12 protein-coding genes are annotated in these 16,565 nt (G+C 72.3%); 5 read left to right on the plus strand and 7 right to left on the minus strand.

Annotation, left to right across the window (positions count from 1 at the left end):
• Positions 1-585: NAD(P)H-dependent flavin oxidoreductase (locus tag CCN72_RS25005; RefSeq protein ID WP_208638086.1), on the plus strand; the 585-nt coding region annotated here is incomplete at its 5' end.
• Positions 586-1,216: 631 nt separating this feature from the next.
• On the opposite strand, the gene CCN72_RS25010 is transcribed toward CCN72_RS25005, so the two are convergent.
• The 3 genes from CCN72_RS25010 to CCN72_RS25020 are packed head-to-tail and all read right to left on the minus strand — an operon-like array spanning position 1,217 to position 3,875.
• Positions 1,217-2,374 carry an acetyl-CoA C-acetyltransferase gene (locus CCN72_RS25010; RefSeq protein ID WP_086809804.1) on the minus strand — a complete coding sequence of 386 codons (1,158 nt, stop codon included), beginning with the start codon at positions 2,372-2,374 and terminating at the stop codon, positions 1,217-1,219.
• 31 nt (positions 2,375-2,405) lie between these two features.
• Positions 2,406-3,059 carry a TetR/AcrR family transcriptional regulator gene (locus CCN72_RS25015; protein ID WP_086809806.1) on the minus strand — a complete coding sequence of 218 codons (654 nt, stop codon included), beginning with the start codon at positions 3,057-3,059 and terminating at the stop codon, positions 2,406-2,408.
• Positions 3,060-3,089: 30 nt separating this feature from the next.
• Complete coding sequence (locus tag CCN72_RS25020) at positions 3,090-3,875, minus strand: SDR family oxidoreductase (RefSeq protein WP_086809808.1); 786 nt, start codon at positions 3,873-3,875, stop codon at positions 3,090-3,092.
• A 53-nt stretch (positions 3,876-3,928) separates the two neighbouring features.
• On the opposite strand from CCN72_RS25020, the gene CCN72_RS25025 reads away from it, so the two are divergent.
• Both CCN72_RS25025 and CCN72_RS25030 read left to right on the plus strand, forming a co-directional pair.
• Positions 3,929-5,068 (plus strand): acyl-CoA dehydrogenase family protein, encoded by a 1,140-nt coding sequence (locus CCN72_RS25025; protein ID WP_086809821.1) that lies wholly within the window; start codon positions 3,929-3,931, stop codon positions 5,066-5,068.
• The gene (locus tag CCN72_RS25030) at positions 5,068-6,030 is read left to right on the plus strand and encodes an acyl-CoA dehydrogenase family protein (protein WP_086809810.1); all 963 of its coding nucleotides are present in this window, start codon (positions 5,068-5,070) and stop codon (positions 6,028-6,030) included. The genes CCN72_RS25025 and CCN72_RS25030 overlap by 1 nt, the downstream gene beginning before the upstream one ends.
• Before the next feature lie 10 nt (positions 6,031-6,040).
• Here CCN72_RS25030 and CCN72_RS25035 read toward each other — a convergent pair whose 3' ends face one another.
• A complete protein-coding gene (locus CCN72_RS25035; protein WP_086809812.1) occupies positions 6,041-6,766 on the minus strand; it encodes a vWA domain-containing protein in 726 nt (241 codons plus the stop codon).
• Between the two features lie 173 nt (positions 6,767-6,939).
• On the opposite strand from CCN72_RS25035, the gene CCN72_RS25040 reads away from it, so the two are divergent.
• Positions 6,940-7,806, plus strand: a complete 867-nt coding sequence (locus CCN72_RS25040) for a rhomboid family intramembrane serine protease (RefSeq protein ID WP_086809815.1) — start codon at positions 6,940-6,942, stop codon at positions 7,804-7,806.
• 124 nt (positions 7,807-7,930) lie between these two features.
• Here the strand turns inward: CCN72_RS25040 and CCN72_RS25045 are convergent, their stop codons facing one another.
• The 3 genes from CCN72_RS25045 to CCN72_RS25055 all read right to left on the minus strand — a co-directional run bounded on the left by CCN72_RS25045 (position 7,931) and on the right by CCN72_RS25055 (position 15,192).
• Positions 7,931-9,394, minus strand: coding sequence for a glutamate synthase subunit beta (locus CCN72_RS25045; protein ID WP_086809817.1), 1,464 nt, complete (start codon positions 9,392-9,394; stop codon positions 7,931-7,933).
• A complete protein-coding gene (gene gltB / locus CCN72_RS25050) occupies positions 9,387-13,898 on the minus strand; it encodes a glutamate synthase large subunit (RefSeq protein WP_167408716.1) in 4,512 nt (1,503 codons plus the stop codon). The genes CCN72_RS25045 and gltB overlap by 8 nt, the downstream gene beginning before the upstream one ends.
• Before the next feature lie 562 nt (positions 13,899-14,460).
• Positions 14,461-15,192, minus strand: coding sequence for a VIT1/CCC1 transporter family protein (locus CCN72_RS25055; protein WP_086809819.1), 732 nt, complete (start codon positions 15,190-15,192; stop codon positions 14,461-14,463).
• 275 nt (positions 15,193-15,467) lie between these two features.
• Here CCN72_RS25055 and CCN72_RS25060 point away from each other — a divergent pair.
• Positions 15,468-16,565, plus strand: a 1,098-nt coding sequence (locus CCN72_RS25060) for an ADP-ribosylglycohydrolase family protein (protein ID WP_208638087.1), incomplete at its 3' end; no start/stop codon positions are given.

Raw genomic sequence — 16,565 nt, forward strand, 5'->3', positions numbered from 1 at the left:
GTGCGGATACCGGTGGTGGCGGCGGGCGGGTTCTTCGACGGGCGGGGCCTGGTGGCGGCGCTGGCGTACGGGGCGGCGGGGGTGGCGATGGGCACCCGCTTCCTGCTCACCTCGGACTCCACGGTGCCGGATCCGGTGAAGGCCAGATATCTGGCGGCCACGGTCCGGGACGTCACCGTGACCCGCGCGGTGGACGGTCTGCCGCACCGCATGCTGCGCACGGACGTGGTGACGGCGCTGGAGCGTTCGGGCCGCATACGGACCCTCGGGCACGCGCTGCGGCGGGCGGCCGGCTTCCGGCGGCTGTCGGGACTGACCTGGCGGCAGCTGGCCCGGGACGGCCTCGCCCTGCGGCACGGAAAGGAGCTGTCCTGGAGCCGGCTCCTGCTCGCGGCGAACACACCGATGCTGCTCAAGTCGGCGATGGTGGACGGCCGTACGGACCTGGGAGTGATGGCGGCCGGACAGGTCACCGGAGTGATCGAGGACCTGCCCTCGTGCGCGGAACTGGTGGAACGGATGGTGAAGGAGGCGGAGGAGGTGATGACGGCGCTGGCCGGCCTGGCGGAAGGCACACGGGACTGACGGGTCCGGGGCCGCCGGGCCCACGAGCCCCCGGGGCCGGGGGCCGACTGACCCGCGGGTGACTCGGACGGGGCTCCGGACGGCGGGCGGACTCGGGCGGCGAACGGAATCGAACGGCCGCCTCGGACGACGGAAGGAGGGACCCGGGCGGCGATCCCAAACTGCGGGCCAACTCGGGCGGACAGCCCCGGACGACGGAAGGACTTGGGCAGCGGACCTGGACGACGAACGGACTCGGGCAGCGGACCCGGACGGCGAGCCCCGACAACTGGCGGGCCCGGACAGCGGACGCCCCCGGACGACGGCGGGCCCGGTCGGCGCCAGGCCCCGTTGCCAGCGAGCCCAGTTGTAGCGGGCCCAATCGGCGGCGAGCCCAGTCGGCGCCAGGCCCTGAAGCCGGAAGTCCGACAGCCCCTGGCGAAGACCCCCGAAGACGGCTGGAGACCCGGGCCGGAAGGCCGGAGGCGACTGGCCGGAGGCGGTCGGCCGGAGGCGGCTGGCCGAAGGCGGTCGGCCGAAGGCGCTTGGCCGAAGGCGCTTGGCCGAAGGCGGTCGGCCGGAGGCGGTCGGCCGGAGGCGGTCGGTCAACGGGCGTGGACGAGCCCTGTGAACGCCCGGGGCCGTGACCCGATCAGAGGCGTTCGATGATGGTCACGTTGGCCTGGCCGCCGCCCTCGCACATGGTCTGGAGGCCGTAGCGGCCGCCGGTGCGTTCCAGTTCGTGGAGCAGGGTGGTCATCAGGCGGGCGCCGGTCGCGCCGAGGGGGTGGCCGAGGGCGATCGCGCCGCCGTTGACATTGACCCTCTCGGGGTCGGCGCCGGTCTCCTTCAGCCAGGCGAGGACGACCGGGGCGAAGGCCTCGTTGATCTCCACGAGGTCGACGGCGTCGATGGTCAGGCCGGTCTTCTTCAGGGCGTGCGCGGTGGCCGGGATGGGGGCGGAGAGCATGCGGATGGGGTCCTCGCCGCGCGCGGAGAGGTGGTGGACGCGGGCGCGGGGACGCAGTCCGTGGTCGCGGACCGCGCGTTCCGAGGCGAGGAGGAGGGCGGCGGCACCGTCGGAGGTCTGGGAGGAGCAGGCGGCGCTGATGGTGCCGCCGTCGAGGACCGGCTTCAGGGCGGCCATCTTCTCCAGGGAGGTGTCGCGGCGGGGGCCCTCGTCCACGGCGACCGGGCCGTAGGGGACGGTCTCGCGGGCGAAGCGGCCGGTGTCGATGGCCCACACCGCCCGGCGGTGCGAGCGCAGGGCGAACTCCTCCTGCTCGGCGCGGCCGATGCGCCACTGGGCGGCGATGGCCTCGGCGCCGGCGAACTGGTTGACGGGCCGGTTGCCGTAGCGGGCGCGCCAGCCGGTGCTGCCGAGGAAGGGGCCCTCGGTCAGACCGAGCGGGTCGGCCGCTTGGCGGGAGGCGAAGGCGATGGGGATCTGGGACATGTTCTGCACACCGCCCGCGACCACCAGGTCCTGGGTGCCGGAGAGCACGGCCTGCGCGGCGAAGTGCACGGCCTGCTGCGAGGAGCCGCACTGCCGGTCCACGGTCACGCCCGGCACCTCCTCGGGCAGTCCGGCGGCCAGCCAGCTGGTGCGGGCGATGTCCCCGGCCTGGGGACCCACCGCGTCCAGACAACCGAACACGACGTCCTCGACGGCGGCCGGGTCGATACCGGCCCGCTCCACGAGGGCTCGAAGGACATGGGCGCCCAGATCGGCCGGGTGGACGCCGCTGAGTCCTCCCCCGCGCCGCCCGACGGGCGTGCGGACCGCTTCGACGATGTAGGCCTCGGCCATGCGACTCGACTCCCTCACCAGGAAAGGGGTGTTATCCGCTGTGTTTGTTCTTCTCGCTGTGCTCTTCGTGCTGTGTCGCGCGTACGGCGATGCCGTCCAGCACCATCGACAGGTACTGGCGGGCGATCTCCTCGGGGCTGTGCTGTCCGCCGGGCCGGTACCAGGAGGCGGCGACCCATACGGTGTCGCGGACGAACCGGTAGGTGAGCCGGACGTCCAGGTCGGAGCGGAAGACGTGTTCGGCGACCCCGCGTTCCAGGGTGGAGAGCCAGGCCCGTTCGAACCGGCGCTGGGACTCGGCGAGGAAGGCGAACCGGTCCTGGGCGACGAGTTGCCGGCTCTCCTTCTGGTAGATGGCGACGGCGGCGCGGTGCCGGTCGATCTCCCGGAAGGACTCGGTGACGAGGGCCTCCAGCGTCTCGCGGGGCCCGAGTTCGGCGGCGAGGACGGTGTCGTAGCCGCCCCACAGCTCGTCGAGGAAGGTGCGCAGGATCTCTTCGAGCATCGACTCCTTGGAGTCGAAGTGGTAGTAGAGGCTGCCCGCGAGCATGCCGGCGTGGTCGGCGATGCGGCGGACGGTGGTGGCGTTGTAGCCGTGTTCGGCGAACACTTCGGCGGCGGTGTTGAGGAGTTCGCCGCGCCGGACCGCGGCGGCGGTCACCTGGGGCTTCTTCTTGGTCGGCACGCACCCATTCTGGACGCTCCCCCTTCGGTCCTAGGCGCGCTGGCTGCTGACGGCGACGGTCTCGCCGGTCATGTACGAGGAGTAGCCGGAGGCGAGGAACACGATCACATTGGCCACCTCCCAGGGCTCGGCGGCGCGTTTGAAGGCCTCGCGTCCGGCCAGGTCCGCCAGGAGTTCGGGGGTGGTGACCTTCGCCAGGTGGGGGTGGTGGGCGAGGCTGGGCGCGACGGCGTTGACCCGCGCCCCGTAGGGGGCGGCCTCGATGGCGGCGCAGCGGGTCAGGGCCATCACCCCGGCCTTGGCTGCGGCGTAGTGGGCCTGACCTGCCTGGGCGCGCCAGCCGATGACGGAGGCGTTGTTGACGATCACTCCGCCGCCGGTGGTCCGCAGCGCGCGCAGGGCGGCGCGGGTGCAGCGGAAGGTGCCGTTCAGGGTGACGTCCAGGACGCGGGTCCACTGGTCGTCGGTCATGTCGACGAGGGGCGAAGTGCCGCCGAGTCCCGCGTTGTTGACGACGATGTCCAGTCGGCCGTGCTCGGTGGCGGCCGTCTCGAACAGGGCCTGGACCTGCCGCTCGTCGGTGACGTCGCAGGGCAGGGCGGTCACCGCGCCCGGGAACCGCCGGGCCAGTTCGGCCTCGTGCTCCTTGAGGCGGCGGGGATGTGCGTCGCTGAGCAGGACGCGGGCGCCCTCTTCCAGGAAGCGGCGCGCGGTGGCCCCGCCGATGCCGGTGCCGGCCGCCGCGGTGACGACGGCGGTGCGGCCCTTGAGCAGTCCGTGCCCGGGGACGTAGGCCGGGCTCTCGACGCCTGTCATAGGGCCAAGCTAACCTACCAAACACTTGTTAGGGAAGGATGGTGACGGCGGCCATGGACCTGACCTTCTCCCCGGCCGACGAGGAGTTCCGCGCCGAGGCCCGCGCCTGGCTGGCGGCGCATGTGCCGCGGGTGCCGCTGCCCTCGCTGGAGACGGCGGCCGGGTTCGCCGCCCATCGCGCCTGGGAGGCCGAACTGGCCGCGGACCGCTGGTCGGTGGTGTCCTGGCCGCGGCGGTACGGCGGGCGGGACGCGGGGCTGCTGGGGTGGCTGCTGTTCGAGGAGGAGTACTGGGCGGCGGGCGCGCCGGGCCGGGTCGGGCAGAACGGGGTCGATCTGCTGGCGCCGACCCTGCTGGAGCACGGGACGCGGGAGCAGTGCGCGCGGGTGCTGCCGCCGATGGCCTCGGGCGAGGTGGTGTGGGCGCAGGCGTGGTCGGAGCCGGAGGCGGGTTCCGATCTGGCCTCGCTCACCTCCCGGGCGGTGCGCGCGGACGGCGGCTGGCTGCTCAGCGGGCAGAAGACCTGGTCCTCGCGGGCGGCCTTCGCCGACCGGGCCTTCGGACTGTTCCGCAGCGATCCGGGGGCCGCGCGGCCGCATCAGGGGCTCACCTATCTGATGTTCGACCTGCGGGCCCCCGGGGTGACGGTGCGTCCGATCGGCCGGCTGGACGGCAGGCCCGCGTTCGCGGAGCTGTTCCTGGACGAGGTGTTCGTGCCGGACGAGGACGTGATCGGCGAGCCGGGGCAGGGCTGGCGGATCGCGATGTCGGCGGCGGGCAATGAGCGGGGGCTGACGCTGCGTTCACCGGGCCGCTTCCTCGCGGCGGCGCACCGGCTGGTCGGGCTGTGGCGGGCGCGCGGCTGCCCGGAGCACGCGCGGGAGCGGGTGGCGGACGCGGTGATCGGCGCCCGCGCCTACCGGCTGTTCACCTACGCGGCCGCCTCCCGGTTCCTGGCCGGCGACCGGCTCGGTCCGGAGACCAGCATGAACAAGGTGTTCTGGTCCGAGCTGGACCTCGCACTGCACGAGACGGCGCTCGATCTGCTGGGCCCGGAGGGCGAGGCGGCCGACGGCGTCTGGTCGCAGGGGTACGTCTTCGCGCTGGCCGGACCGGTCTACGCGGGCACCAACGAGATCCAGCGCGACATCATCGCCGAGCGGCTGCTCGGCCTGCCGAAGGGACGCCGCTGATGCGCTTCCTGCCCGATGCCGAACAGCGGGCCTTCACCGACTCGCTGGGCGCCCTGCTGACGGCGGCGGACACCCCGGCGGTGGTCCGGGAGTGGAGCCGCGGCGAGCATGCGCGCGGGCGGGCACTGTGGGCGCGGCTCGGAGCGGCGGGGGTGTTCGGGCTCGCGGTGCCGGAGGAGTACGGCGGGGCGGGGCGGCATCCGGTGGAACTGGCCCTCGCGTTCGTGGAGTTGGGGCGGCACGCGGTGCCCGGGCCGCTGGTGGAGACGGTCGCGGCGGCCGTGCTCCTGGACGCGCCGCCGCACGCCGGGCGCTTTCTGCCAGGGCTCGCGGCGGGCGAGGAGGCGGCCACCGTGGCACCGCCCGGGGGCCTCGCCCTGGACGGGGACGCGGCCGCGCTCCGGCTCGCGCTCACCCCCGACGGGCTGTGCCTGGCGACCCCGGGCCCGGTGCGCGCGTCCCTCGATCCCGCCCGCCGGCTGACCCCGCTCACGCCGGACGGCGCGCCGCTGCTCACCGCTCCCCCGTACGAGCGGGCTCTCCGCTGGGCCCGGCTGGCCGTCGCCGCCCAGGCCCTCGGGGTGGGTCTCGCCCTGCTCGACCGCACGGTGCGCCATGTCGGGCAGCGCATCCAGTTCGGGGTGCCCGTCGGGTCCTTCCAGGCGGTCAAGCACCGGCTGGCCGACGCGAAGACGGCCCTGGAGTTCGCCCGGCCTCTCGTGCTCGGCGCGGCGATATCGATGCGCCCGGCGGATGTGGCCGCGGCCAAGCTCAGGGCGTGCGAGGCGGCGTACACCACCGCGCGGGCCGCGCTGCATCTGCACGGCGCGATCGGCTACACCGCGGAGTACGACCTCTCCCTGTGGCTCACCAAGGCCCGTGCGCTGCGCGGCGCGTGGGGGACGCCCGAGGAGTGCCGGGAGCTGGTCCTGGCGGATGCCCTCGGGGAGGTGACCGGCTGAGCGGCCCGGTTCACGAGGAGCGGACGATGCCCGCGGCGCGCGCGGCCGACAGCCAGGAGGGGAACTCGGCGACGAGACGGTCGTACAGCTCGGTGTCGGGGACGCGCCGGGGGTCCTCGCCCGCGTGGAAGAAACCGGCGTTGTCCACGATCCGCCTGCCGGGCACCGGGAGTTCGTCCAGTCTCCGCAGGAAGTCGAACTGCTTGCTGTGCGGGTCGCCGAAGCCGATGAACTGCCAGAACAGGGGGAGCTTGGCGGACTTGCAGAGATAGCGTTCCGCGGCGAGCTTGTTGATCGGGCCGCCGTCGGTCTGGAAGACGACCAGGGCGGGGTCGGTGGCGCCGCTGTCCAGGTAGTGGTCGATGACGGCGTCCATCGCCAGGTGGTAGCTGGTCTTGCCCATGTGGCCGAGCCCGGCGACGATCCGCTCGACGCTGCCCTCGTGACCGGCGAGGGGGATGTCGGTGACGGCGTCGATGTCGGTGGAGAAGAACACCACTGGCACCCGGCCGTCGTCGTCCAGGTGCGCGGACAGCCCCAGCACCCGGTCGGCGAGCGCCTGGACGCTGCCATCCTGGTAGTAGGGCCGCATGGAGCCGGAGTGGTCGAGGACGAGGTAGACGGCGGCCCGCAGTCCGTCCAGGCCGTGTTTGCGCAGGCTGACCCCGGCCGAGCGATAGGCGCCGACGAGCGCGGGCGCGGTCTCCTCCACCTTGCGCAGACTGATCGCGGCCATGGCCCGCCCCCTCCGGCTGTTCCGAGGGGCCGAGCCTACGTGATCACGCGCACCGGGCGTCCCGGCCGCCCCACAGGTTCGCTATTTTGTTCGCTGCCGCCCCACCGGCTCGCTGTGCTTCCCCCCGCGCCTCCCCTTTCCTTGTCGTACTTCCCTTTTCGAGGAGCCGGCCCGTGGCCGCCGAGTCCGCCGTGACCACCTGTTTCCGCCATCCGCAGGTGGAGTCGTATGTCCGCTGCACCCGCTGCGACCGCTTCATCTGCCCGTCCTGCATGCGGGACGCCTCCGTCGGCCATCAGTGCGTCGACTGTGTGAAGGAGGGCGCCCGTTCGGTCCGGCAGGCGCGGACCGTGTTCGGGGGGCGGATCGCCGCGGTGCCGCTGGTGACCTATGCACTGGTCGGGCTGAACGTGGTGGCGTATCTGGTGGAGCTGGCCCGGCCGTCGTTCGAGTACCGCTTCGCGATGCTCGGCACCACGCCCGCCGGCTATGTCCCGCAGGGGGTCGCGCACGGGGACTGGTACCGGCTGCTGACCGGCGCGTTCCTGCATCTGACGCCCGGTGAGGGGACGTTCGGGATCACGCACATCCTGTTCAACATGGTGGCGCTGTGGAACATCGGCCGGGTCGTGGAGACCCAGCTGGGCCGGGTGCGTTATCTCGCCCTGTATCTGCTGTCGGCGCTCGGCGGCTCGGTGCTGGAGCTGCTGCTGATCCCGGAGTCGTACACCGTCGGCGCCTCCGGTGCGATCTTCGGGCTGGGCGCCGCCTACTGGGTCATGGGCCGCCGCCTCGGCCATGACATGCGCGAGGTCAACCGGTACATGGCGGGCCTGCTGCTGTGGCTGGTGATCTCCGCGGGGCTGACCTCCTGGCAGGGCCACCTCGGCGGGCTGCTCGCGGGCGCCGTGGTGACGCTGGCGTACGCCTACGCGCCCCGCGACCGGCGGCGCGCCCTGGTGCAGGCGGGAGTGTGCGTGGCGCTGCTCGCCCTGCTGGTCGCGCTCGCCTGGCTGAAGGCGGCCTCGCTGACCGCCTGAGCCGGGACACCGCGCGGCGCGGCGGAAAAGTCAACGGCGTCTGCCCGGTCGTCCGGTCGGGGACAGGTGGGCAGACGCCATTGGTGTTCCGCACGCCTTTGTGCGGGACGTTCCAGGGGTGCCGTCAGACCGCGAGCGCGCGGTCGGTCGGGCGGATCGGGGCCGGCAGGTCGCTGGCCCCGGTCAGGTAGCGGTCGACGCCGCGGGCGGCCGAGCGGCCCTCCGCGATCGCCCAGACGATCAGGGACTGCCCGCGGCCGGCGTCACCGGCGACGAACACTCCCGGCACATTGGTCTGGAAATCGGCGTCGCGGGCGATGTTACCGCGCTCGTCGAGGTCTAGACCAAACTGCTCCACCAGGCCGTTCTCCCGGTCGGTGCCGGTGAAACCCATCGCCAGGGTGACCAGCTGCGCCGGGATGCGGCGCTCGGTGCCCGGCTTCTGGGTCAGCCTGCCGTCCACGAACTCGACCTCGGCGATGTGCAGCCACTGCACATTGCCCTCCTCGTCGCCCTCGAAGTGGGTGGTGGAGGCGGAGTAGATCCGCTCGCCGCCCTCCTCGTGGGCCGAGGTGACCTTGTAGAGGATCGGGAAGGTGGGCCAGGGCTGCCCGGTCGGATGCCGCTCGTCGTTCGGGCGGGGCATGATCTCCAGCTGGGTGACCGAGGCCGCGCCCTGGCGGTGGGCGGTGCCCACGCAGTCCGCGCCGGTGTCACCGCCGCCGATCACGACGACATGCTTGCCCTCGGCTGTGACGGGCGCCGCCACGTAGTCGCCCTCCTGGACCTTGTTGGCCAGCGGCAGGTACTCCATCGCCTGGTAGACGCCCTTCAGCTCCCGTCCGGGGACGGGCAGATCACGGGCGGTGGTGGAGCCGGCGGCGATCACGATCGCGTCGTAGCGCTTCTTCAGGTCGCGGGCGTTGATGTCGCGGCCGACCTCCACGCCGGTACGGAAGCGGGTGCCCTCCGCGCGCATCTGCTCGATACGGCGGTTGATGTGCCGCTTCTCCATCTTGAACTCGGGGATGCCGTAGCGCAGCAGGCCCCCGATGCGGTCCGCGCGCTCGTAGACGGCGACCGTGTGGCCGGCCCGCGTCAGCTGCTGGGCGGCGGCCAGCCCGGAGGGGCCCGAGCCGATGACCGCGACCGTCTTGCCGGACAGGCGCTCGGGGATGCGCGGGGCGACGTGCCCGCCCTCCCACGCCTTGTCGATGATGGAGACCTCGACGTTCTTGATGGTGACCGGCTGCTGGTTGATGCCGAGCACACACGCCGACTCGCACGGCGCGGGGCACAGCCGCCCGGTGAACTCCGGGAAGTTGTTGGTGGCGTGCAGCCGCTCGTAGGCGGCGCCCCAGTCCTCGCGGTAGGCGTAGTCGTTCCACTCCGGGATCAGGTTCCCGAGCGGACAGCCGTTGTGGCAGAACGGGATGCCGCAGTCCATGCACCGGCTGGCCTGCTTGCCGATGATCGGCAGCAGGGAGCCGGGGACGTAGACCTCGTTCCAGTCCTTTACACGCTCACCGACGGGACGGGTCCTGGCGACCTCGCGGCCGTGGTTGAGGAAGCCCTTCGGATCAGCCATTGGTCGCCGCCTCCATCATCTTCTCGGTGATCTCGGTCTCGGAGAGACCGGCTCGCTCGGCGGCGTCCTTGGCGGCGAGCACTGCCTGGTACGTGCTGGGGATGATCTTGCTGAACCGGGCCGCGGCCGCGTCCCAGTCGGCGAGCAGCTTCGCGGCGACGGTCGAACCGGTCTCCTCGGCGTGCCGGCGCACCACGTCGTGCAGCCACGCCTTGTCCGCGTCGGTGAGCTCCTGGACGGCGTCCGCGTTGCCCGCGTTGACGTTGTCGGGGTCGAGGTCGATGACGTAGGCGATGCCACCGGACATGCCCGCCGCGAAGTTGCGGCCGGTCGGGCCGAGGACGACCGCGTGACCACCGGTCATGTACTCGCAGCCGTGGTCGCCCACGCCCTCGGAGACGACCAGCGCGCCGGAGTTGCGCACACAGAACCGCTCACCGGTACGACCGCGCAGGAACAGCTCGCCGCCGGTGGCGCCGTAGCCGATGGTGTTGCCCGCGATCGTCGAGTACTCGGCGAGGTGGTCGGCGGCGCGGTCCGGGCGGACGATGATCCGGCCGCCCGAGAGGCCCTTGCCGACGTAGTCGTTGGCGTCGCCCTCCAGGCGCAGCGTGATGCCGCGCGGCAGGAAGGCGCCGAAGGACTGGCCCGCGGAACCGGTGAAGGTGATGTCGATGGTGTCCTCGGGCAGGCCCGCGCCACCGAACTTCCGGGTCACCTCGTGGCCGAGCATGGTGCCGACCGTGCGGTTGATGTTGCGGATGGTGACCTGGGCGCGCACCGGCTGGGCCTCGGTCGCGTCGTCGGCGGCCAGGGCGTCGGCGGCGAGCTTGATCAGCTGGTTGTCCAGGGCCTTCTCCAGGCCGTGGTCCTGCGCGATCTGCCGGTGACGGACGGCGCCCTCGGGCAGGTCCGGCACATGGAACAGCGGCGCCAGCTCCAGGCCCTGCGCCTTCCAGTGGTCGACGGCGCGCCGCACGTCCAGCGCCTCGGCGTGCCCGACGGCCTCCTCGATGGAGCGGAAGCCCAGCTCGGCGAGCAGCTCGCGGACCTCCTCGGCGATGAACCGGAAGAAGTTCACGATGTGCTCGGCCTTGCCGGCGAAGCGCTCACGCAGTACCGGGTTCTGGGTGGCGATGCCGACCGGACAGGTGTCCAGGTGGCAGACGCGCATCATGACGCAGCCGGAGACGACGAGCGGCGCGGTCGCGAAACCGAACTCCTCGGCGCCGAGCAGCGCGGCGATGACCACATCGCGGCCGGTCTTGAGCTGACCGTCGGTCTGTACGACGATCCGGTCGCGCAGTCCGTTGAGCAGCAGCGTCTGCTGGGTCTCGGCCAGGCCCAGCTCCCAGGGGCCGCCCGCGTGCTTGAGGGAGGTCAGCGGGGAGGCGCCGGTGCCGCCGTCATGGCCGGAGATCAGCACGACGTCCGCGTGTGCCTTGGACACACCGGCCGCGACCGTGCCGACGCCGACCTCGGAGACCAGCTTGACGTGGATCCGCGCCCGGGGGTTGGCGTTCTTGAGGTCGTGGATCAGCTGGGCGAGATCCTCGATGGAGTAGATGTCGTGGTGCGGCGGCGGGGAGATCAGGCCCACACCGGGCGTCGAGTGCCGCGTCTTGGCGACCCACGGGTAGACCTTGTGGCCGGGCAGCTGGCCGCCCTCGCCGGGCTTGGCGCCCTGAGCCATCTTGATCTGGATGTCGTCCGCGTTGACCAGGTACTCGGAGGTGACGCCGAAGCGGCCGGAGGCGACCTGCTTGATCGCCGAGCGGCGGGCGGGGTCGTACAGGCGGTCCGGGTCCTCGCCGCCCTCACCGGTGTTGGACTTGCCGCCCAGCTGGTTCATGGCGATGGCGAGGGTCTCGTGCGCCTCCTTGGAGATGGAGCCGTACGACATCGCGCCGGTCGAGAACCGCTTGACGATCTCGCTGACCGGCTCGACCTCCTCGATGGGGATCGGCGCCCGGCCCGAGTCGAAGCCGAACAGGCCGCGCAGCGTCATCAGGCGCTCGGACTGCTCGTTCACGCGCGAGGTGTACTTCTTGAAGATGTCGTAGCTCGCGGTGCGCGTGGAGTGCTGGAGGCGGAAGACCGTCTCCGGGTCGAACAGGTGCGGCTCGCCCTCGCGGCGCCACTGGTACTCGCCGCCGATGTCCAGGGTGCGGTGCGCCGGGGCGATGCCGGAGGCAGGGTACGCCTTGGCGTGGCGGGCGGCGACCTCGCCGGCGATGACGTCGATGCCGACGCCGCCGATCTTGGTGGCGGTGCCGTTGAAGTACTTCTCCACGAAGGTCTCGTCCAGGCCGACGGCCTCGAAGACCTGGGCGCCGCGGTAGGAGGCGACGGTGGAGATGCCCATCTTGGACATGACCTTCAGGACGCCCTTGCCGAGGGCGTAGATCAGGTTCTTGATGGCCTTCTCGGGGTCGGCGCCGTCGAGGAAGGTGCCCGCGCGGACCAGGTCCTCCACCGATTCCATCGCCAGGTACGGGTTGACGGCGGCGGCGCCGAAGCCGATCAGCAGGGCGACATGGTGGACCTCGCGGACGTCGCCGGCCTCGACCAGCAGGCCCACGTGGGTGCGCTGCTTGGTGCGGATGAGGTGGTGGTGGACGGCCGCGGTGAGCAGCAGCGAGGGGATCGGCGCGTGCTCGGCGTCGGAGTGCCGGTCGGAGAGGACGATCAGCCGGGCGCCGTTCTCGATGGCCGCGTCGGCCTCGGCGCAGATCTCCTCGATGCGGGCGGCCAGCGACTCGCCGCCGCCGCTCACCCGGAACAGTCCGGAGAGGGTCGCGGCCTTGAAGCCGGGCATGTCGCCGTCGGCGTTGATGTGGATGAGCTTGGCCAGCTCGTCGTTGTCGATCACCGGGAAGGGCAGCAGGACGGACCGGCAGGAGGCGGCGGTCGGGTCGAGCAGGTTGCCCTGCGGGCCGAGCGCGCTGCGCAGGGAGGTGACCAGCTCCTCGCGGATGGCGTCCAGCGGCGGGTTGGTGACCTGGGCGAACAGCTGGGTGAAGTAGTCGAAGAGCAGCCGGGGGCGCTCGGACAGGGCCGCGATCGGGGAGTCGGTGCCCATGGAGCCGATCGGCTCGGCGCCGGTGCGGGCCATCGGGGCGAGGATGACGCGCAGTTCCTCCTCGGTGTAGCCGAAGGTCTGCTGGCGGCGGGTGACCGAGGCGTGGGTGTGCACGATGTGCTCGCGCTCGGGCAGGTCGCCCAGCTCGATCTCGCCGGCCTCCAGCCACTCGGCGTACGGCTGTGCGCCGGTGAGCGAGGCCTTGATCTCGTCGTCCTCGATGATGCGGTGCTCGGCGGTGTCCACGAGGAACATCCGGCCGGGCTGGAGGCGGCCCTTGCGGACCACCCGGGCGGGGTCGATGTCGAGGACGCCGACCTCGGAGCCGAGGACGACCAGGCCCTCGTCGGTGACCCAGTAGCGGCCGGGGCGCAGACCGTTGCGGTCGAGCACGGCGCCGACCTGGGTGCCGTCGGTGAAGGTGACGCAGGCGGGGCCGTCCCACGGCTCCATCATCGTGGCGTGGAAGCCGTAGAAGGCGCGCCGGGCCGCGTCCATGGAGGCGTGGTTCTCCCATGCCTCCGGGATCATCATCAGCACGGAGTGCGGCAGTGAGCGGCCGCCGAGGTGCAGCAGCTCCAGGACCTCGTCGAAGGAGGCGGAGTCGGAGGCGTCCGGGGTGCAGACCGGGAAGATCCGGTCCAGCTTCTCCGCGGGGCCGAACAGGTCGGAGGCCAGCCGGGACTCGCGGGCGCGCATCCAGTTGCGGTTGCCCTTGACCGTGTTGATCTCGCCGTTGTGGGCGATGAAGCGGTACGGGTGGGCGAGCGGCCACGACGGGAAGGTGTTCGTGGAGAACCGGGAGTGCACCAGCGCGATCGCGGAGGCGAAGCGGCGGTCCGAGAGGTCCGGGAAGAAGGGCTCCAGCTGGCCGGTGGTCAGCATGCCCTTGTAGACGATGGTGCGCGCGGACAGCGACGGGAAGTAGACGCCCGCCTCGCGCTCGGCGCGCTTGCGCAGCACGAACGCCTTGCGGTCCAGGGCGATGCCCTCGCTGGCGCCGTCGGCGACGAAGATCTGCCGGAAGACCGGCATGGTGGCGCGGGCGGTGGCACCGAGCAGCTCGGGCGCGACCGGCACCTCGCGCCAGCCGAGGACGGTCAGGTCCTCCTCGGCGGCGATCGTCTCGATCGCCGAGACGGCGCCCTCGATGCCCTCGCCGGGCAGGAAGGCGATGCCGACGGCGTACGAACCGGCGGCGGGCAGTTCGAATCCGGCCACCTCGCGGAAGAAGGCGTCCGGCACCTGCGAGAGCAGGCCCGCGCCGTCACCGGAGTCCGGCTCGGAGCCGGTGGCGCCGCGGTGCTCCAGATTGCGCAGCACGGTGAGCGCCTGTTCGACCAGGGTGTGGGAGGCCTCGCCGGTGAGAGTGGCGACGAAACCGACGCCGCAGGCGTCGTGTTCGTTGCGGGGGTCGTACATACCCTGCGCAGCAGGGCGAGCATCCATGAACGACCAGTTCTGGCCGTTCTCGGAATGCTGGGACGGCTGGCGCGGCGTACGCATCGGCTCTCCCGTCGTCGTCATATGGCATGTGGCGTGTGCCGAGGGACGACGTTGGCCCTCTGCGGAGATGGCGAAATTTCGTGCAGGTTACATGATGACCCGGTTCTCGGGAAGCGGATACTCCGTTTCATCATGCGGACACCACGGGGGTTCACGGCGGGTGCCTGGGAGCCGCGCGGGGCGGCCGGGTACCGCACGAAGCGGCCGGTGCCGCATGGCGCGACGGCCGGTGCCGCACGGGGCGACCTGGCCGCCGCGGTGGCGGCGAAACGCGTGGGGGGTGGACCGCTGCGACACCATCGGTCGGATCGGTGTCCATCGGTCCGGGGGGAGCAGGGGGGTCTTCGTCGGCCCACCCCACAGGGGTGCGGCAGGCGTCATTGCCCACAGCGCTTACGGCTCATGCCCCGTGGTCATGCATCCGAAACCAACGGGTAACGGGTACTTATTCGTCACCACGTATAAGTACCGGCGCGCGTCATCCTACGGCCGTTCCGAACAGCGCGCCGAGGGCGTACGTCACACCGGCGGCCGCACCGCCCAGCGCGAGCTGCCGCAGCCCGCTGAACCACCAGCTGCGCGCGGTCACCTTGGCCACGACGGCGCCACAGCCGAAGAGCCCGATCAGCGCGAGCAGCAGGGCGGGCCACAGAACGGTCGCGCCGAGCAGGTACGGCAGCAGCGGCAGCAGCGCGCCGAGCGCGAAGGAACCGAAGGAGGAGACGGCCGCGACCAGCGGGGAGGGCAGATCGCCCGGGTCGATGCCCAGTTCCTCGCGGGCGTGTATCTCCAGGGCCTGCTCGGGGTCCTTGGACAGCTGCCGGGCGACCTCGCGGGCCAGTTCGGGGGCCACACCCCGGGCCGCATAGAGCGCCGCGAGCTCGTCCTCCTCGTCCTGGGGGTGGCGGCGCAGCTCCCGGCGCTCGACGTCCAGCTCGGCCTCGACCAGGTCGCGCTGGGAGGCGACGGAGGTGTACTCGCCCGCGGCCATCGAGAAGGCGCCGGCGGCGAGGCCCGCGAGTCCGGTGATGACGATGGTCTGGTGGCCGACGGCGCCACCGGCCACGCCGGTCATCAGGGCGAGGTTGGAGACCAGGCCGTCCATCGCGCCGAACACGGCGGGGCGCAGCCAGCCGCCGTTGACATCGCGGTGCGTGTGGTTGTCGCGGTGCGCTTCGTGCAGCGCCGCCGTGGTCTCGATGAGGGCCATGATCTTCTTCCCCGATTTAGCTTAGCCAAAGCTAACTTTGGACGAGTTCTACTTTTCGACACCACAGAATCTACGCCGTTCGTGATCGCGCCGCCAGCAAGGAAAGGCTGGGCTAACCTGCGGCTTTACAGTTTTTGCGCTCATCAGTGCCCCTTACCGCTCAGGTTGCCGAGCGGGTGACAGGTCCCCCTCCCAGGCACGTACGGCGGCCCGTCGTGGGACACATCCGCAAAGGGTCCGCGGGCCCGGACGGGCCCCGCCGAAGGAGGCCGCCCATGGCATCGACCGCCTGCACTCCCCCGCACCCGGCGCCCGGGGAGCTCATCGGTCCCCGCTCCCGGGCCCGGGGCGCGCTGCTCGGCCTGGCCGTCGGGGACGCGCTCGGCGCCCCCGCGGAGAATCTGAAGCCCTCCGAGATCCGGGCCCGCTGGGGCCGTATCACCGGGTTCGTCGCGGACCGGCCGCAGGGCACGGACGACACCGAGTACGCCCTCTTCTCCGGACTGCTGCTCGCCCGGCACGGCTCCGCGCTCACCCCGGCGCACGCGGAGGCGGCCTGGCACGAGTGGATCACCGGGCGGGCCACGTTCCGCGGCGCGGGCTTCAGCGAGCGGGGCACGCTGGAGAATCTGCGCCGGGGCCTTGCGGCGCCGATCTCCGCGCAGCACCGGCACGCCTGGAGCGACGGGCTCGCGATGCGCGCGGCCCCCTTCGGGGTGTTCGCTGCGGGCCGCCCCGGGGAGGCGGCCCGGCTGGTCGCGATCGACGGCTCGGTCAGCCACGAGGGCGAGGGGATCTACGGCGGCCAGGCCGTCGCGGCGGGAGTGGCCGCGGCGATGGCGGGCGCCCCGGTCCCGGTGGTGATCGCCGCGGCCCTCGCGGTGATCCCGGACGACTCCTGGACCGCGCGTTCGCTGCGCCGCGCGGTGGCCGTCGCCCACCGCGGCGAACGCGCGGTCCGCTCCGCGGTCGTCATCGGCGGCTACCCCTGGACCGATCTCGCCCCGGAGGCCGTCGCCCTGGCCTTCGGCGCCTACGCCACAGCCGACGGCGACTTCCGCGAGGCGGTCCTGACCGCCGTCAACATGGGGCGCGACGCGGACACGACGGCGGCGGTGGCGGGCGCGCTGTCGGGCGCGACCCAGGGGCTGTCCGCGATCCCGGCGGCCTGGGCGGACGCGATCGGCCCGGCGCGGGGGAGGTGCCTGCCGTCGATGGGCGGGCGGCATGTGCTGGAGCTGGCGGACCTCCTCCTCCAGCCCACGGAGCCACCCGGGCCCGCACCGGCCGCCCTTGATCCGACGGCCCCACCTCAGCCGACACCAGCCGCACCCCGACCGACGGCCGCACCCCAACCGACACCAGCCGCACCC

Source organism: Streptomyces murinus (assembly GCF_002154555.1).
Classification (GTDB): Bacteria; Actinomycetota; Actinomycetes; order Streptomycetales; family Streptomycetaceae; genus Streptomyces; species Streptomyces murinus.